Consider the following 18,700-nt stretch of genomic DNA (forward strand, 5'->3'; position numbering starts at 1 on the left):
TTTTTTTGTAATGATTACTTCTATTTTATAAAATAATATAGGAAACTTCAATACTATGACTGTAAAAATCATACTTTTGATTGTTTTTTCTATATTTTGTAGAAAATAATAAAAATCTGAATGTACATTTAGAAAAATACGTCAAAACAGCTGTTTCTATAAGTGAAACAGCTGTTACTGAAAAACTATTCTGAATTTACCTTCGATTACTGATTATCCTTCTTTTAACATCTTGACCATCTCATTTTTACGCTCTTCTAGCTCGGCAATTTGATGGAGTAAAAGTTCTGAAAAATCACATTCAAGCTCTTCCGATTCGCCACTATTATACCAATCTAGAGCTACAATATGACTGTCCTTATCAAAGCAAAAAACCACATCTCCATCCCCGATGATAGACAGAAATGGAATATAATCCACAAAACCCAGAGCGTGTAATTCCTTGGTTTTAAGACGAATGTCTAAGAAATCTGGGATGCCATTTGCAATTCCCAAGACTTTAATACCTCGACAGAAGGTCCAAAATGGTGCTACATCGTAAGCCTTGGCTCTTGGCCATAGCTCTTCTCTGACTTCCATAAAGAGGCCTCCAAGAGCTGACATGGTGAATTCTCTAAAATCTTCTGGCAGAGAAATGCCGTATTGGTTTTCAAAATCCTGAACATCTTCTTCCGATGGTTCATTGCCCATGCAGGCGACAACTTGATAAGTTTCCTTATCATAGTGACGAAAATAATCATAAACTTCCTTGAGTGCCATTATTTTAATCCTTTTTTACTCAGAAATATAGACCACAAATCCATCTGGTAAGATGATTTGTTGTCCCTCCTTAACCTGACAATGACTAGACAAATCAACTGAATCTCTGTCCAAGACAAAATTTTCCTTAGACTGATTAAAGATAGCTTGAACTTCTTTTCGTTCGTAGGTCCATTCCAAGACAATAACATCTGGTTTCACTTCTTGCAAGCTATATGAACCATGCTGAATAATGCTTGCAACTTCCTTACGGACTTGGATTAATTTCTTCATGAAATTCAGCATATCATTGTCCTCAGACACGCGGTCCCAAGGCATGACACGACGGCAGTCAGGGTCTGGTCCACCTTTTAGTGCCAGCTCTGTTCCATAATAGATACATGGAGTTCCTCGCTGAAGGAAGAGGAAGGTTAGGGCAGCCTTAACATGCTGAATATTCCCATTGGCAGTTGTAAGGATACGCTCTGTATCATGAGAATCCAGAAGGTTAAACATCACTTCAGCAATTTGTTGCTTGTAGTACATAGACTGGCTGTTGATTTCTGAAATAAACTGCTCTGTCTTTTTACGCTGACGCAAGAAATAATCCTTAATACTTTCAGAGAGCGGGTAGTTCATGACCGCATGGAACTCATCCCCTTTTAGCCAAGGCTGAGACGTATGCCAGATTTCACCTAAAATATACAAATCAGGTTTTTTAGCTAGAACTGCCTTTCTAAAATCTTTCCAGAACTGATGGTCAATTTCATTGGCAACGTCCAAGCGCCAAGCATCAATATCAAAATTCTCAATCCAGTAAGTTGCAACGTTGAGGAGATAGTCCCTTACCTCCGGATTAGCTGTATTCAACTTAGGCATGTAGCTAGCAAAGGCAAAGGTATGATAAGGGAGTTGTCTTGGATTCTGAAGTTTATCCTCAGTAACTGGAAATTCTTGGATATGGAACCAATCTTTATATGGTGATTTTTCTCCGTTCTTTAGAACATCCTGCCATTGGGCAGACTGGTAGCCGATATGATTGAAAACAGCATCTAGCATAATCTTGATGCCACGTTTATGAGCTTCATCGACTAGATTACGAAAGACTTCCTTATCTCCAAAATGACGATCAATTTCAAAATAATCCGTTGTATCATACTTGTGATTGGTCGTCGCTTCAAAAATCGGACATAGGTAAAATCCTGTGATTCCCAAGTCTTTTAGATAGTCTAGGTGGTCGATAATTCCTTGCAAATCTCCACCAAAAAAGTCATCTCTACCCGGGGAAATCTCTGCATCCCACTCTCTAGCTCCATCTGGAGTTAGGTTAGGATTTCCATTTGCAAATCGTTCTGGGAAAATCTGATACCAAACGGTATTTGAAACCCAGTTAGGAACCTGACATCCGTCGATTTCGTGAATATAAGGAAGCTTAAAGCCGTTTCCATCAGCATCTAAGTTTTCCTGAGTATATTCTACACAACCCTTATCGCCATAGTAGACACCCTGACCTTCTGTATCAAGAAGTTCAAAGAGATACTGAATGCGAGCAAAATCAACTGATACCGTAACCTGCCAATAGTCAAATAGGGCATCTGAGGTTACTTTGGTCATTTCTTTCTTGGCTTCATACTTATCCTCAATGAAAATAAAGGGATCTCCATAGTGTAAGATAACCTTCTGGACATCATTTTTCTTTGTTCTAATTCGGATATGTAGCTGACCTTCTTTGTAAAGATAAGCATACTCTGATTCTGGTCTATGATAAATGGCTGTCAATTCCATGTCTTGTCTCCTAAATAATCATCATCAACAAAAACGCAAACGTTTTCATAACTAACAGAACTAGTATACTATTTTAAGATTCGATTTGCAATACTTGGTCAAATTTAACGAGAAAACAACTCAAAATAAATTCTGTAGACTAATCAAGAAATATCAGCACCTATCAATAAAAAGCTCCCAAATTCAGCCTCACAGCCTAGTCAATCTGACAAAGGGCAAGTTCTTTTAATCCTCTGTCGTAGAGGAAGGTTAAACAAAAGTTGTCTGTCATATTTTGAAGCTTGTGTTTACTCATTCCTCTAGGCAAGGCTATATCGCACCATTCTCTCGTTGCCAGAGAAAATAGCTTTTGCTTGCCCTTCCAATCATCATTCTTAAATAGGGGGTTCAGGATAAGATAAGGCGAATCTGTAAAAATTCCATTGACACCAGCTTTTTTACCTGAAGCCTTTAAATGTTCAGATTCTAATAACTTTTCGATAATACGACCATCACTAGAGATTTTAACAAGAGCATAATAGTCCATGCCCCATTTATTGACAGAGGTTTGACTTTCTCCAGAGGTAAAGGCATAGAGCTCTTGCTTCCAAGATTTCATACTATCGATTTTAGGACAAGCATCTGAGCTCATATCGTGGTGGCTTAAATCTTTTTTATCGATATGCGAATAAGTGGTCCACTTAGCCTGCTTGTTCTCTCTATCAAACTCTAAAAGGGCAAAGTTTCTGGCATGATTTGTATAAACTTGATCTTCAAAACACACGGGTATCTGGTCGCTATCTGATACTATTTGAAAATATCTCTCTTGTGCCTTTTTAGGAAGTATACCTTGCGGATCCTTTATATCAATGATTTCTGGATGAGAAAAATCACCAGCATAATAGACTATTTCCTTGCCAGACTTGATGATGCCAATATTTTGTCCATCTTTATAGAGCAGAGGCTCTTCCTCCCAAACATGGTCACAATTCCAAGCATCTATCTCCTTCACACCCAAAGGCGATACTTCAAGCAGACAGTAGCGATTGAAAGCTTCCTTCTCACTGGTCAAGACAACGGCTCGACCATCATGTAGCATGGCTGAGCTTAGGACAATACTATAATTCTTGTCAAGTTCCCATTTGTTCAATAGGCTTAACTTTAGCTTCCTCATTTTCTCTCTCCTAATCCATCACCACTCGTTGATGGCAAATAGAATGGCTAATCTAATATTTCTTAGCAACTGATCCGAAAGGTCATCGTATTGTTGACCAAGTCCCTTATCTTGTGCCAGCCATCCAGGTTCATCATTCCAGGAGCCCATTGCTCCAAAAACATCCGCTGCACTTGCAGCTCTAAATATGCTTAGATGTTGCGGTGGAATTTGAGGTTCTGCCAGTCCTTTACCAGATTCTGGGTCTAGCAAAAAGTTTCTAGCAGAGTGAAAGACTTTGGCAAAGTTGTCACATTCAATTTTAATTGCTAGATCTTCTATACGAGCCAATATGCCCTTAAATTCTTCGATATTATCTTCATAGTGGGGAATGTCTTGAGAAGACCTTTCCCATTCATACTCAGTGTAGGTCACATCCCAGCCCCTACCTGCGGAAGCAGATTCCCAATTTGGTAGGAAATAACTTGCCTTCCCATCTTTATAAAAACAGAGAATTGAACTCTGTGTCGTATTGGAAAAGCCTAAAATCCCTCTGTCTTCAACTGAAATAGGACAAAATAATTGTAAGTCCTTTAGACCTTTTTTCTTAAGGTTTTCAAACCAATCAGATACAGAAAGTTCTGTAGCTTCCCCATTTTCTGACGGCAAAATTTGAAAGCTCAACTTATTTGTATATTTTTCAGGCTTATAACATATTTCTTTACCACTTTTTAAAGCCTTCCTAGCTGCTGCCACGATACAGGCTATCTGATACATTTGTCCATTCATATGATTTCTTCCATTATCCCTTCAATCAGTTTTGTAAGACTTTCTACTACATAGATAATTTCATCAGGGTCATGGATGTAGCAAATAACCTGTCCTTCTTGACCCTCCTGGTCTGGATCAAAATCCAGCATAAGATAACAAGAGTCACAATACTGGGCAAAAGGAAGCCATTTTTTATTAAAAAGATAAGGCTTAATCCTGCTATCACGCATATTTTCCAGGTCTTGACTAGAAAAATAGTCGGGAAATTCGGTTAACAGAGCATCTCTATTTTGAAAGTACTTTTTACAAGTCTCAATTTCCTGTAGACTCATGAGAGAAAAAGTCAGATCTCTCTGGTCAATCACACAAGGTAAAATAGAGAGGTATTTACTCCCATTCTTATAGCTATAAAGCTCTTTGAAGTCACTAGGTAGACGAATACCAAATCTTTCCTCAAAGCCTTGAAGCTCTTCCTCGGAAGCACCAGAAATATCCTGATAATCTTCCAGATATCCTTCCTCTACAGGGTCATCCAAATCCCAGTCTTCAAAATACTCACAAATATAAGTTTCTATTTTTTTAACTTGGTCAATTAGTTGCATAAGAGCCCCCCTTTTTGATTTCTCTTAACCTTCAAGAATTTCTTGTAAGTGTCTAGACATATTGCAGATAAATTCTTTAAAGCTACAAATATCACTTATAGTTTCGTGTTCCTCATCGTAAAAAGCTACTTTATTTGTCTTTGGATGCCAAATGATATAGATATGAGTATAATCTCCGGTTGACCGTGAAATACGGAGAAATTTTTTACGACCTTTTTTTAAGGGAATTGTTTGCATGAGAGGGAAAAACTCTATCCACTTAAAATCACAGTTAGTAAGTTCAAAATATAAGTCTTGACTCATAAGAAAATCGGTAAGTTCCCGAGGCAGTTTAAATGGTTTTAGTTCATCCAATTTATTGCGTAAATTATGAAATTCTACTGGCTCTAGTTTTTGAAAGTATTCTGCCATCTCTTGATCCCCCTTTTCGATAGCGATACTATAAGGTCTCATACCATCTTTTTCAGTGAGAGTCACGTCCGCCCCGTGCTCTACAAGGTATTTACACATATCTAGGTCAACATATCTTGCAGCTACACAGAGAGGCGTTGGCTTAAAGGGATAAACCGAGTCGGAGGCATTATAGTTTATATCAACTCCATTTTTAATAAAAAAATCTAGCACCTGATAATTTCTATCTGCAACGGCTCTCCTAAATGCTTTTCCGCCATATTTTTCGACACTATGTCCTAATGCATGGATAATAGCTAGATTATCAAACTTATTTCCAAATAAGGCTTCTTGAAAGGCTTCCGACTTTACAGCATTTACACTATGAATCTTTGCTCCATGTTCCATAAGATACTTGATGAACGTACCATCACAATACCTGACAGCCAACAAAAATGAAGGGTTATTTTTTACATTTAAATGAGCCCCCTTTTCCACTAGCCATTTTAGGGAGTCAAAATTTCCTGTAATCAAGGATAAATCAATTGGGCTTAGAGAGGTATACTTGCTGATTTCTATTTCTTGGTCAATATCCCAACCACTTGCAAGATATTGGTCTAAGGCCAAGGTGTCTCCCTCTATGATGTCCTTAACAAGTTGTGGAACCGATTTAAATTCTCCAATATTTTTTAATGTAATCATTGTCAAACTCTTATTCTTTTTACCGATTATAACTTGGTTCTTTTAAGTCAATTGGGTTAGGATTTTGCTTAATCCATGCAAGAGCCAATTGGCAGAGGCGGTCCAGGCGAGGCTCGTCATCAAAATCTTTCCCATGAACTTGAGCAATAAGCTCTTTAGTCTCTGCTAATTCTTGATCTGAAAGAGAGATTCCTAGAGACAAGTATTGAGGCATAGCCTGAAGCATTTTTCTATAGTCCCTGTCCCAGTTGACCCCACCATTGCGATCCAGTTCATCTCGGACTCGACCTGGTATACGGATAACTTCTCCCTGAACAGTTTTGGCTGCTCCACTTGAAGGAATCAAGAAGGACCAAAGTTCCTCATACCGCTCCTCCCAGCTACCTTCTTTTACGAGAATCGGTGAAACTCCATCGTGGGTTATTCGTTTGGCTACCGGCTTGACATCAAAGAGCTCATAGAGCTTCGCTAAGCCTTTATCTGCTCCCTCGATGTAGTCTGGGTGGATACTTTCTCTATGAAATTCAAAATCCTTGCCGATTTGCTCAACTCTTTCCTTCATTTTAGAGGTTTTCTTAGCACCAGCATCCAGAAGCATAGATGCGATTTCAGCAGTTTGGGCAATATAAATCCCCCGACAAACCATCAAGACTGAAGCTAGTGGGGTTCTTCCCATATCATTTTTAGCATTGACATTTGCTCCCTTGTCAATTAAAAATTTGACAGTCTTAGGATGAAAAAATTCAGCTGCCATATGTAGAGGGGTATCGCCATAGGTATTGGGCTTTTCAATGTCTGCCCCCAATTCACACAAGAGTTTTACTGTATCTCTACCCAAGATTGCTTGACGGTATAAAGGAGTCGCTCCATAATAATCAGGGATATTGATATCCAAGCCCTGTTCGACAAGCCAGATAACCAATTCATCCGGGACTCCTCCCATATGCAGAGGTGTACATAAGCTAAATCTTCCATCATGAGCGGTTAATTCACAACGGTCATAGACTGCTTTAAGGGCTTCAATATTTCCTTCATCCATTAAATCCTTAAACTCTTTTGGTAATGTAACTCTTTTCTTTGCCATATTTAGTTCCTTTCTTCTGATTCAGCATCTAGGGCAAGCCAATGAAGTTTGTCAACAGTTTTCAAAGTCCGGACTTGTCCATCGTAATCATTTTTCAACTCAAGACCGTTTTGCTCAATAGATATATGATTGTACCAGTGGTCTAGACTGGCGTATTCCCCCATATGAATATTGATGAGTATACTGGTTATCGGATCCCACGTTCCTTTCTTAACAGTTTCAGCTAAAAGGTAGTAAGCATCTAAGAATATGAGATTTCTCCCATAGATCCAAAAGGGTAGTTCAAGCTCTAACAAAGGCAACTTGGCAGAAAAAATCTCATCACCGTGTGGTGGAACGGTTTCATAATGAAATTCTATCTCACTGCCATAATAGGCAATCAAGGCTCCCTGACATCCGATATTTTGAGGAATTCCCTCCTCAGCTACTATAAATTCCATGACCTGCTCCTTCTATTTTCAATCATAAAATCCGACCAGACTCTGCCAGAATATCAAACTGGACTCATGGCCTTTTCTAGTCATCAAGTGGATGAAGTCACTTTCACAATCCTTCCAAACTGCAGATTGAGCCGTTCCCATGGCTCTAACAAATGCTAGAAAATCTGGTGCCAGCCATATTTTTTCATCATAGGTCATCTCTGCATCAAGAGCATAGACAGTCCCAGATTGACAATCCAGCAAAATAGTGTAGGGATCTCCATTTGCAATGATGATCAAGCCACTTTCTTGTAGAGTCGAGTAATCATGGTATTCCAAATTGCGATTGATCAGCCAAGTAAGACTAGTGCCGTCCCCATATCCAAACTGGTAACTTAAAAAACCTATCTGCCCCCAGTTATAGGCCAGAATATTTTTCCTAAAAATCGGATCCAAATCTTGGATTTGAAGTTGGCTTTTCAAACGATCTAATTCGGACACTGGCAAATCTGTTTTATTCAGGACAATTCCTTCTCTTATCTCAGGGTCAAGCCCTTGTGTTACTTCTTCAATAATGGAAATGATTTGGTCAATTGTCAATAATTCCATTGTCGACCTCCGACTATAAATAATCCATTTTCTACAGCAAACTAGCTAGTTTAGGTCTTCTTTTTCCGATGAACTTTCTTATCACAATTATACTACAAAGCTATCAAATAGTGATAAACTACCAGTATTTTCAGGGATTATTTTTGACGAACAACTTCTCCGAATTAAAACAAAAAACCATTCCTCAAGGGAACAGCTTTTTCACTTATAATTAAAAGTTTCCCCAGCCAACTTATCGGCTAACTTGGGAAAGAGGGTATAAAATTTATGAGCTAAATTTAGCAAGGCTGGGAGATTGAGCTCGCGTTTGTTTTTGCCTATGGTCTTAACAATTTTTTTAGCTACTGCATCTGGCTCGAGTAGGAAGCTGTCGACCGATTTGAGGTAGGTCCCATCTGGGTCTGCCTGGTCAAAAAATCCTGTACGGATAGGTCCTGGATTAACAGTTGTCACATAGACACCATAAGGCATGAGCTCAAGGCGAAGAGCATTTGAAAAACCAATGGCCGCAAACTTGGTCGCAGAGTATAGACTAGACTTAGCAGTCGCAATCAAACCTGCTATACTAACGATATTGATGATATGGCCTTTTCGAATCTCCTTCATACGAGAAGCAACCAAACGTGATAGATTCATAAGAGCAAAGGTGTTAACCTCAAACATTTGATGAATGTCTTGATTAGAAATCTTGTTAAAATCTTCAAAAATTCCGTAACCAGCGTTGTTAATTAAAACATCAATCTTGCCATAACGCTGATAGAGTTCAGCAACTAGTTCCTCTAAGGCTTGAACGTCGGTAATATCAATTTCAATCAATTCTGCCTGAGGATGATTTCCGTATAGTTGAACTAGTTTTTCCTTATTTCTACCTAGCAAAATAAGTTGGTCTTGAGGTAAGAGTTTGACCATTTCTTGGGCTAGACCCCCGCTAGCACCTGTAATGAGAATGGTTCGCATGATTCTCCTTTCTCTAGTAACTAGATTTCCACTTCTTCCAAGTCTTTGACCACATGGACGTTTTCAAAAATCGTTGCAGCATCTTTCTTAAGCTGGCTGATATCTTTTGAAAGAAAACGGGCGCTGATATGGTTGAGCAAGAGTCGTTTGGCTCCCGCTTCTACTGCAACTTGAGCAGCCTGCATATTGGTTGAGTGACCATGATTGCGGGCAATTTTCTCATCACCTTTACCATAAGTGGACTCATGGACAAGGACATCTGCATTGACAGCCAGACGCACACTGGCATTGGTTTTTCGAGTGTCACCTAAGATAGTGATAATCTTACCTGGACGTGGAGCTGAGATGTAGTCTGCTGCCTTAATCTCAGTTCCGTCTTCTAGGATGACATCCTGCCCGTTTTTGATTTTACCAAAAAGCGGTCCAAATGGTACGCCGGCAGCCTTTAATTTTTCAGCATCCAGAGTGCCTTCTAGATCCTTTTGCATGACACGGTAGCCCACACAGAAAATAGTGTGATCCAACTCTTCCGCATATACTGTAAATTTATCGGTTTCAAGAATTTTCCCTAGAGAATCTTGGTCGAACTCATGGAAATGAATCTTATAGGGCAGGCGTGAACCTGACACTCGTAGACTGGTCAAGACAAAAGATTTAATGCCTTGGGGACCATAGATTTCCAAATCTGTCTGCTCTTCATTGGCTTGAAAGGCACGACTAGAGAGAAAACCAGGCAATCCAAAGATATGATCTCCATGTAAGTGGGTGATAAAGATTTTGCTGACCTTTCGTGGTCGAATCGTGGTTTCCAGGATGCGATTTTGCGTTCCTTCTCCACAGTCAAAGAGCCAGACTTCGTTAATCTCGTCCAAGAGTTTCAGGGCGAGACTTGAAACGTTGCGGGCTTTAGAGGGCTGACCAGCCCCCGTTCCTAAAAATTGAATATCCATTCGATACTTTCTAATTAATCAATATATAACATAGCAGTGCGATTTTCTGAGCGATAATAAAGCTTGCCAGAAAAAGCTCTAGCTTCTTGTAGTAAATCCTCTTGGCTATATCCCTTAAGTCGCTTTCTTCCATCTGCTAAATTTTCCAAATCTGTCAAAGCTGTGAGATTTTCCAGGCTGACTACTTCCTCTTCACCAATCGCCTTCATGTAAATCTTACCAGACTCTACAAAAACTAACTGATGGGGAAAAATTTGCGCAATCTCAAAGAGTAATTCATCCGTAATTGCTTCCTCGTGTTCTGAGAAAATGCGAGCTAGTCCTTCTTTCTCGTAGCAAAATCCAAAGGATTTACCAGATAGATTGAGGCGAATAAAGGGCTTGCTTTCTTCCGTGAAACTTGGTTCAACATTGTAAAGATTTAGTTCTTGGCTGACTTCTGCAAAATAATCGGTCGCAGCTTGAGGACTTTTTTTCTGGTAAAGCTCGGCAAAATAGGCATTCACTACGCTGGGTGGAGGTGTAATGAGAGCTAGTTGCTCCTCTTCAGACCTACCAGCTAAAAGTTGGTCCAGATAGACCTTGTCTAGACTTGTATAGCCAGCATACTTGAGTGCCAAAGTTTTGATATCAGTCATAAAATTCTTCTAATCTCCATTTATTTTTCTCAGAAATGTAGCCTCTGATGACCTCACAGTCATCTTGGTAGTCACGTTCTTCAAGAATCGCAACACTTTCCAAATCATGAATCTTGTAAGATTTAGAAAACGGCACGCGCAGGGTAAAGGGGTCAAAAATTTCCTTGATCTTATCTAGCAATAAAGCTTGCAACTGTTCTCGACTATCCTTGGACTTTGCCGAAATCAAGGCATAAGGCGTTTGAGTAGGCGTAAAGTCTTCCACCAAATCTGCTTTATTATAAAGGGTCAAGCGAGGAATATCCTCCATGTCCAAGTCTTTCATAATGGAGAGGACCGTTTTTTCATGTTCCTCATGATAAGGATTGCTGGCATCGATGACATGGACCAGGAGATCTACATGCTTGCTTTCTTCTAGGGTTGATTTAAAACTCGACACCAACTCTGTCGGTAGGTCTTGGATAAATCCAACGGTATCTGTCAAGGTTACCTGTAGATTGCCCCCCAGATGGATGCTCTTAGTCGTCGCATCCAAAGTCGCAAATAATTCATCTGCTTCATACTGGGTCTTGCTGGTCAAGGTGTTCATAATAGTTGACTTCCCAGCATTGGTGTAACCAATCAAACCAATCTTAAAGGTACTTGACTCCAAGCGTTTTTCTCGAACTGTCGCTCGATTTTTCTCAACTACCTTGAGTTGACGTTCGATATCTGTAATCTGATTTCGAACGCTACGACGGTTAAGCTCCAGCTGACTCTCACCTGGACCACGGGAACCAATTCCCCCTGCCTGACGGCTGAGCATAATCCCCTGACCAACCAAACGAGGCAAGAGATACTTGAGTTGTGCAAGATGAACTTGTAGCTTACCTTCATGGCTTCGAGCTCTCATAGCAAAGATATCCAAAATCAACTGCATACGGTCAATAACTTTAACACCTAAGACTTCCTCTAAATTGACATTTTGTCGAGGTGTCAGACGGTTATTGACGATGACTGTCGTGATTTCTTCTGCGTCCACCATTTGAGCAATTTCTTCCAACTTACCAGATCCGACGAAGGTCTTGGAATCGTATTTTTCACGTTTTTGTCTGTAACTATCGACTACAACTGCCCCTGCTGTTTTAGCTAGATTAGCCAGTTCTTCCATGGAGAGATCAAAATTATCCATGCCCTGGAGTTCAACACCAATCAGCAGGACTCGCTCCTCTTTTTTCTCCGTTTCAATCATTTAAAAACTCCTCAATCTGGCTTAAAATACGGTCTTTTACACCAGATTCTCCTATCTGATAAAAGGTCACCTGCATGCGATTGCGGAACCAGGTTAGCTGGCGCTTGGCAAATCGACGAGTCGCCTGCTTGAGACTATCGCTAGCCTCCTCCAAACTTTGCTCCCCTCTAAAATAAGGAAAAAGTTCCTTGTATCCAATACCTTTGGCTGCCTGCACATCTGGATAATGGTCAAACAACCACTTGGCCTCATCCAATAGTCCAGCTTCAAACATGAAATCCACACGATGGTTAATCCGTTCATACAATTGACTGCGCTCATCGTCCAAACAAATAACCAGTGGCTCATATAAAGTCTCTTGATTTTCCAAATCTTGAGCAAAATGGGCAATTTCCAAGGCACGCATAGCACGGCGACGATTAAATTGGGGAATTTCAAGGCCTGCTTGATCCACCAGATGTGCTAACTCCTCATCTGAAAAAGGTTCTAGACTAGCACGATAAGCTAAAATATCCTCATGGGGTGTCTCCCCACCAAGATGATAGCCTTCTAGCAGACTCTGGATATAAAGTCCAGTCCCACCAGCAATAATTGCAAGCTTACCTCGGCTTTGAATATCCTCAATAGCTGTCTTGGCCTCTGAAACAAAATCAAAAGCCGAGTAAGACTCGGTTACATCTCTCACATCAATCAAGTGATGAGGGACAGTTGCCTGCTCCTCTGGACTAGCCTTGGCCGTTCCAATATCTAGCCCTCGGTAGACTTGTTGGCTATCTCCACTGACTACTTCGCCATTAAATCGCTGAGCAACTTCAATGGCTAGTGCAGTCTTTCCAACAGCTGTTGGACCAACAATCACAATTATTTTTGTTTTCATCGTTTTTCCTTGAAAAATTCCCATTTTTTCGTTACTATTATTATATCACAAAATGGACAGGCAGAAAAATGCTATCTCTTAAGCTATTTCCGTCTGATTTATAAATAAAAGGAGGAAGACTCATGGCTAAAGGATTTGCTAAAGGTCTCGTAACAGGTGTTGCAGGAACTGTGGCTGCTGTTGCAGGTGCAGTATACGCATTCAAAAAGAAAGTGATTGAACCAGAAGAACAAAAAGCAGCTTTCATCGAAGAAAACCGTAAAAAAGCAGCTCGCCGTCGCGTATCACGCTAATAAACAAAAAGAAGTTGGAAATTCCAACTTCTTTTGTTGTTCTTAAATAGCCAAATCAAATTTCAATTGCGGTTTCACTGGATCATAGTCAACCAACTCAAAATCTTCTGCTTTAATATCAAAGAAGTTGGTCTTGTCTGGTACATTCAAGACCAAACGTGGTTGGCAATTTGAAGGTTCACGACGGAGCAATTCCTGAGCTTGTTCAAATTGATTGTCATAGATATGAAGGTTATTGATAAAATAGAAGAATTTTCCAACTTTCCAACCAAAGTGTTTGGCAATCATCATTTGAAGAGCTACATACTGCATGGCATTGATGTGATGAGCAACCAGCATATCGTTAGAACGCTGGGTCAAGGTTGCATCCAGGTAAATTTCCCCATCTACTCGACGGACATCAAACATGGTCTGGAAGGCACACGGAAGAAGGCCATCTGTTTCTTCGAAGGCTTGGTAGTCCCAGAGAGAGATGATATTACGACGGTTCCAAGGATTAGCTTCCAACTGTTTGAGAATCTTGTTAATGATGTCATGCTTCTTAACAACAGCCCCGTAACGCTCACCGATTGTCCCTGTATCTCCTACTTCCCAGTCATTCCAGTAGTGAACATTGTACTTATCATTGAGAACTTCCAGGCTATTTGATTGATCTTGGTAAATCCAGAGCACTTCTTTAATGGCTGATTTGATAGCAATTGGACGCAAGGTTGTAATTGGAAATTCACCCTTAGACAAATCATACTCTGCAAAAGCACCTGTAATGTACTTGGAGTTGGCAACTGTTCCATCCTTATACTTGGGACGAGCTTGTTCTGAAAAGACTCCTTCATTGAGAATTCGCTCAATATTTTCTTTAAAAATCTTATCTGCTTTTGTCATTTACTCTCTCCTCAACGTTTATTCTTAACTAGTATAGCATAAAAAAAGAAAGGAGGAAAATCACTCGCTTCAAGATAGTGATTTTCTCCTTCTTTTGTTTCTTATTGCAAGACAAGAGATGCTGCTCCGATAACTCCAGCGTCATTTCCTAGAGTCGCAAGAGCTAATTTCGTTGTTGTACGAACTTGTGGGAAGGTATTTTCATCATAAACCTTTTGCACACCTTGGAGAAGGAATTCCCCAGCAGCTGAAACTCCACCACCGATAACGATTGTTGATGGATTTAGGATAGAACCGATGTTGGCACATGCAATACCCAAGTAACGTGAGAAGTTACGGTAAACGATCAAAGCGAGGTCGTCCCCTTCTTTTGCCAAATCAAAGACGGTTTTAGCAGTTACTTCTTCTCCGTCATCAATCAAGCGTTTTAAGGCTGCATCACCTTCATACTCATCTGCATAACGACGAGTCAAGTTGACAATACCTGTTGCTGAAGCTACTGTCTCAAGACAGCCTTTTTTACCACAAGTACATGGGATTGGTTGGTCAAAGTCAACTGTGATATGTCCAAGTTCACCTGCAGCACCTGCAACACCGTGAAGCAATTTGCCTTCTGCCACGATACCGCCACCAACACCTGTACCAAGAGTCATAAAGACAACGTCTGGTTGGTTTTCACCAGCACCCATCCAACGCTCACCAAGAGCAGCTACGTTGGCATCATTATCAATGAAGAATGGAATACCCAAGGCTTTTTCAATCTTTTCTTTAATTGGTTGAAGGGTTTTCCAGTTGAGGTTGTAGGCACCGATAACAGTCCCTTTTTCACGGTCAACCACACCAGGTGATCCCATTCCAATGCCTCGGAAATCCGTAGCTGACAATCCAAGCAAGTTCAAACGATGTTGAATTGATTCAATCATATCGTCTACGATATGGCTCCCTTCATCCAAAATGTTAGTCTTAATAGACCATTTTTCTTGGATTTCTCCTTCTTGAGTTAAAATTGCAAACTTGACAGAAGTTCCACCAAGGTCAATTCCAATAATCTTTTGACTCATCTTTTTCTCCTTTATGATAATATCAACTTCCATATTATTTTATCAAACTTATTTCAGCAATTCAAGAAAACTTCTAGTTATTTCTGCAAACTCTTTTGGTTTTGCCCTATTTAGGACATGAGGTCCCTCAGAGATGATCTGAAACTGGGAATTTGGCATCAGTTCTTGAATAGCTTTCATTGAACTGAGATTAGGCTTATCCTGACTACCACAAATTAACAAGCTTGGATAGGGACAATTCCGTGCAATCTCTCTTAAATCAAGTGTTTTTAATTCTTCAGAAACTCCAACCATAAGAGCTTTATCTGCTCCCTGTTTCTCAAATATCCTTTTGGGGAGTAGTTTAAATATCAGCAACTGAATATAAAAAGGAATGTTACCAGCTAGTTTCAATGGACAACCTGACAAGACCAAGGCCTGAAGATTTGCCAAATCGTAACTTGAAAGCTCCAGTGCAAGTGCAGCACCTAAGGATAAGCCGATTAAGACAAAAGGTCCTGTCTCCTCTGACAAGTGCTGATAAATGCGCTCCTTAGCTTCTTGGTAGGTAGCAACTCCGGGAGGAAATAACTCTAGGGCTTCAGAGGGATAATCTGCAAGAAAATCCTGAACTTCTTTCCAACTATCTGCTGACTGACCTAGGCCATGTAAAAATATTAATTTCATTTAGTTCTCCTTTACTGACAACTCATACAAGCCTCTCACTGCATTACAGCCATAGATGACTTCTGCTTGCTTCAAATCTTCTACGGTCAAGACCTTCTCTTCTACCTGCCCGATTTCAAGTAAATGCTGACGATAAATCCCTGGTAAAATGCCAAGACTACTAGGTGGGGTATAGAGCTTGCTATTCATTTTTAAGACCAGATTACCAATAGAGGTTTCAAGCAATTTTCCATCAGCAGTGTGATAGATGATTTCCTGCTCTCCCACTGTCAAATGTGGTCGGTGTGTCGTCTTAAAGTAGGTAAAGGCCTGCTCCAAATCAGCTTCTTGCAGACAAAGTTTAGCCTGACAGAAGCTAGAACTAAGTGGTGTCAATACTTGTCGTTCAATTTCAATCTCTCCAGATTTGCTGAGACTGATTCGCAAACGGTAGTCTTGATGGAAGTCACAAGCTTGACACTCTTTCTCTATCTCTTGTTTCAGAACTTCTGGGTCAAATGGAAAGGCAAAATAACGACTAGCCTTTCGCAATCTTTCTAGATGTTGCTTTTCAAAGAGCAATTTTTTCTGGCTGATTTTCCCTGTCGTAATCAGCTGAAAACGAGGTTGTTTTTGGTAAAGAACAGCTGCCTTTTGATGGACTTCACGGTATTCTGACTCCCAAGTACTATCCCAAGTGATGCCACCTCCGACACCATAGATAGCTTGCCCTCCATGCAGTTGAATGGTTCGAATAGCCACATTGAAAATCCGTCGCCCATTGGGCAGTAAGAGACCAACAGTCCCACAGTAAACGCCACGCGCATGTGGCTCCAAGTTCTTGATAATTTCCATGGTCGCTATCTTGGGAGCTCCTGTGATGGAGCCACATGGAAAGAGCGAACGGAAGATTTCTACTAGATCAACATCCGGTCGTAACTGACTGTTGATAGTCGAAGTCATCTGCCAAACTGTAGAATACTGCTCAACTTGGCATAAACGCTCCACATGCTCAATACCAACCTCAGAAATACGATTCATGTCATTTCGCAAGAGGTCCACTATCATCATGTTTTCTGAACGATTTTTGGGATCCTGTTCCAACCAAGCCGCCTCTTTCAAGTCGTCATCGTTATCCAAACCACGTTTAGTTGTGCCCTTCATAGGACGAGTCGTCAATTCACGACCATTTTGCTCAAAAAAGAGTTCTGGACTCATGGAAATCACTGCCATGTCGTCATGCTCTACGTAAGCATTGTACCCCGCTTCCTGCTCGACAACCATACGATTGTAGATAGCAAAAGGATTGGCAGACAACTCCTGCTTGAGTTGAACAGTATAATTGACCTGATAGGTATCCCCTTGTCTTAAATGATGGTGAATTTGGGCAATTGCCTTTTCATAGTCCTCAGCAGATGTTAGTTCCTGCCAGTTTGATGGCAAATCCACCTCCTCATAAGCTATAGGAATGCTGGATGTTTCAACGCTGTCATGAACGGTGAAATAGAGGAGATACTCTCCTAACAAGGGACCTGAGCGTACTGCTAACTTCTCCTCAAAAGCAGGTGCAGCCTCATAGCTGACATAGCCTACCACATAATAGCCTTGCTCTTGGTAGCTTTCAACTTGTGCTAACAAGTCTGCCACTTCTGCTAAATCTCTGGTTTTTAACTCTTTAATAGGCTGGGTAAAGGTATATCTCTCGCCCAAAGACCTAAAATCAATCACTGTTTTTCTATGCATAACCTAAGTATACCATAAAAGCCAGATCCCAAACAGGAGATCTGGCTTTTAAACTTACATGGTTGAAAAAAATCATTCAACATAATCTAACAAATACCCATAACCCTTTTCTTCCATTTGATCCTTAGGAATAAAACGGATAGACAGGCTGTTAATACAATAGCGAAGCCCTCCCTTGTCCTGAGGTCCGTCTGTAAAGACATGTCCTAAGTGTGAATCACCAGTTCGGCTTCTGACTTCTGTTCTGACCATATTATAAGACTTGTCTTCCTTGTAGGTCGCAACATCTGGACTGATAGGCTGGGTAAAACTTGGCCAACCACAACCCGATTCAAATTTATCTTTCGAAGAAAAGAGTGGTTCACCAGTTGCTACATCTATATAAATTCCTGATTCAAATTTATCCCAGTAACGATTTGAAAAGGCCCGTTCTGTTTGACTATTTTGAGTCACTGCATATTCCTCAGGAGAGAGGAGTTTTTTCAATTCATCGTCACTCGGTTTTGGATATTTACTCGCATCAATAACAGGATAGGATGCTTGATTGACATTGATATGGCAATATCCATTTGGATTTTTCTGGAGATAATCTTGGTGATAGTCCTCAGCCACAATAAAATTTCTTAAGGTTTCCTTTTCAACCGCTAGAGGCTGGTCATACTTTTGAGCAACTTGCTCAAAGACTTGATTGATGACTTCTAGGTCCTGGTCGTCCTTATAGTAGACTCCAGTCCTATACTGGGTTCCCACATCATTACCCTGCTTATTCTTGCTGATTGGATTAATAATCCGGAAATAATGAAGCAAGATTTCTTTTAAAGAGATTTGATTGGCATCATAGGTCACATGAACAGTCTCAGCATGCCCCGTTTGGCCGATCAATTCATACTGGGTTGTTTCTCCTCTGCCATTCGCATAGCCAGAAACAGCATCTGTCACACCTGCTACTCTTGAAAAATACTCTTCAACTCCCCAGAAACAGCCTCCCGCTAGATAGATATCATGTAAGTCAGCATCTTTATCTGGCACAGTTTTTTTCGTGACCTTTTGCCCTTGACTAACTGCTACCTTCTCAATTTGAGAGGTATCGGTGTAGCTAGCGCTTCTTCTTTCCAAAAGAAACAAAATTCCGATGATGATGCAAATGATCACTCCAATTAAGAGTATTGTTTTTAATTTATCATTCATAAT

20 protein-coding genes are annotated in these 18,700 nt (G+C 40.4%); 1 reads left to right on the top strand and 19 read right to left on the bottom strand.

Translation table 11 applies throughout. The features are described from left to right. Positions 1-213 precede the first annotated feature (213 nt). The 14 genes from ACVAMZ_RS06625 to miaA form a co-directional block, all read right to left on the bottom strand. Entirely contained in the window at positions 214-759 is a 546-nt protein-coding gene (locus ACVAMZ_RS06625) for an SMI1/KNR4 family protein (RefSeq protein ID WP_461684394.1), read from the bottom strand. Positions 760-774: 15 nt separating this feature from the next. Next, on the bottom strand, positions 775-2,523 hold the full coding sequence (locus tag ACVAMZ_RS06630; RefSeq protein WP_461684395.1) for a glycoside hydrolase family 13 protein: 1,749 nt from the start codon (positions 2,521-2,523) through the stop codon (positions 775-777). Positions 2,524-2,719: 196 nt separating this feature from the next. Next, complete coding sequence (locus ACVAMZ_RS06635) at positions 2,720-3,676, bottom strand: hypothetical protein (protein ID WP_461684396.1); 957 nt, start codon at positions 3,674-3,676, stop codon at positions 2,720-2,722. Between the two features lie 18 nt (positions 3,677-3,694). After that, entirely contained in the window at positions 3,695-4,444 is a 750-nt protein-coding gene (locus ACVAMZ_RS06640; protein ID WP_247921751.1) for a hypothetical protein, read from the bottom strand. Next, positions 4,441-5,028 (bottom strand): SMI1/KNR4 family protein, encoded by a 588-nt coding sequence (locus tag ACVAMZ_RS06645; RefSeq protein ID WP_461684397.1) that lies wholly within the window; start codon positions 5,026-5,028, stop codon positions 4,441-4,443. Before ACVAMZ_RS06645 ends, ACVAMZ_RS06640 begins: the two co-directional genes overlap by 4 nt. 24 nt (positions 5,029-5,052) lie before the next feature. Beyond that, positions 5,053-6,120 (bottom strand): ankyrin repeat domain-containing protein, encoded by a 1,068-nt coding sequence (locus ACVAMZ_RS06650; RefSeq protein WP_247921753.1) that lies wholly within the window; start codon positions 6,118-6,120, stop codon positions 5,053-5,055. Positions 6,121-6,139: 19 nt separating this feature from the next. Continuing rightward, positions 6,140-7,204 carry an ankyrin repeat domain-containing protein gene (locus tag ACVAMZ_RS06655; protein WP_247921754.1) on the bottom strand — a complete coding sequence of 355 codons (1,065 nt, stop codon included), beginning with the start codon at positions 7,202-7,204 and terminating at the stop codon, positions 6,140-6,142. A 2-nt stretch (positions 7,205-7,206) separates the two neighbouring features. Continuing rightward, a complete protein-coding gene (locus ACVAMZ_RS06660; RefSeq protein ID WP_247921755.1) occupies positions 7,207-7,644 on the bottom strand; it encodes a hypothetical protein in 438 nt (145 codons plus the stop codon). Between the two features lie 18 nt (positions 7,645-7,662). Then, positions 7,663-8,232 (bottom strand): SMI1/KNR4 family protein, encoded by a 570-nt coding sequence (locus tag ACVAMZ_RS06665; RefSeq protein WP_247921756.1) that lies wholly within the window; start codon positions 8,230-8,232, stop codon positions 7,663-7,665. Between the two features lie 201 nt (positions 8,233-8,433). Then, on the bottom strand, positions 8,434-9,189 hold the full coding sequence (locus ACVAMZ_RS06670) for an SDR family NAD(P)-dependent oxidoreductase (RefSeq protein WP_461684398.1): 756 nt from the start codon (positions 9,187-9,189) through the stop codon (positions 8,434-8,436). A 20-nt stretch (positions 9,190-9,209) separates the two neighbouring features. Continuing rightward, positions 9,210-10,139, bottom strand: coding sequence for a ribonuclease Z (gene rnz, locus ACVAMZ_RS06675; protein WP_461684399.1), 930 nt, complete (start codon positions 10,137-10,139; stop codon positions 9,210-9,212). A 14-nt stretch (positions 10,140-10,153) separates the two neighbouring features. Then, positions 10,154-10,777 (bottom strand): cystathionine beta-lyase, encoded by a 624-nt coding sequence (locus tag ACVAMZ_RS06680; RefSeq protein WP_461684400.1) that lies wholly within the window; start codon positions 10,775-10,777, stop codon positions 10,154-10,156. Beyond that, a complete protein-coding gene (hflX, locus tag ACVAMZ_RS06685) occupies positions 10,770-12,008 on the bottom strand; it encodes a GTPase HflX (RefSeq protein ID WP_461684401.1) in 1,239 nt (412 codons plus the stop codon). The genes ACVAMZ_RS06680 and hflX overlap by 8 nt, the downstream gene beginning before the upstream one ends. After that, positions 12,001-12,885 (bottom strand): tRNA (adenosine(37)-N6)-dimethylallyltransferase MiaA, encoded by an 885-nt coding sequence (miaA, locus tag ACVAMZ_RS06690; RefSeq protein WP_461684402.1) that lies wholly within the window; start codon positions 12,883-12,885, stop codon positions 12,001-12,003. The genes hflX and miaA overlap by 8 nt, the downstream gene beginning before the upstream one ends. Positions 12,886-13,007: 122 nt before the next feature. Here miaA and ACVAMZ_RS06695 point away from each other — a divergent pair, with 122 nt between their 5' ends. Further along, complete coding sequence (locus tag ACVAMZ_RS06695) at positions 13,008-13,178, top strand: DUF3042 family protein (RefSeq protein ID WP_001051780.1); 171 nt, start codon at positions 13,008-13,010, stop codon at positions 13,176-13,178. A gap of 42 nt (positions 13,179-13,220) precedes the next feature. Here the strand turns inward: ACVAMZ_RS06695 and ACVAMZ_RS06700 are convergent, their stop codons facing one another. The 5 genes from ACVAMZ_RS06700 to msrB form a co-directional block, all read right to left on the bottom strand. Next, positions 13,221-14,060 (bottom strand): thymidylate synthase, encoded by an 840-nt coding sequence (locus ACVAMZ_RS06700; protein WP_225750584.1) that lies wholly within the window; start codon positions 14,058-14,060, stop codon positions 13,221-13,223. A gap of 101 nt (positions 14,061-14,161) precedes the next feature. Then, positions 14,162-15,121, bottom strand: coding sequence for an ROK family glucokinase (locus ACVAMZ_RS06705; RefSeq protein WP_461684403.1), 960 nt, complete (start codon positions 15,119-15,121; stop codon positions 14,162-14,164). 48 nt (positions 15,122-15,169) lie between these two features. Continuing rightward, a complete protein-coding gene (locus tag ACVAMZ_RS06710; RefSeq protein ID WP_049494769.1) occupies positions 15,170-15,787 on the bottom strand; it encodes an alpha/beta fold hydrolase in 618 nt (205 codons plus the stop codon). Beyond that, a complete protein-coding gene (gene pabB / locus ACVAMZ_RS06715; protein WP_461684404.1) occupies positions 15,788-17,509 on the bottom strand; it encodes an aminodeoxychorismate synthase component I in 1,722 nt (573 codons plus the stop codon). It lies immediately after the preceding gene. A 72-nt stretch (positions 17,510-17,581) separates the two neighbouring features. Continuing rightward, positions 17,582-18,697: a peptide-methionine (R)-S-oxide reductase MsrB gene (gene msrB / locus ACVAMZ_RS06720; protein WP_461684405.1), complete on the bottom strand. Its 1,116-nt coding sequence runs from the start codon at positions 18,695-18,697 to the stop codon at positions 17,582-17,584. Positions 18,698-18,700: the final 3 nt, after the last annotated feature.

It is taken from the genome of Streptococcus sp. KHUD_017, from assembly GCF_054861245.1.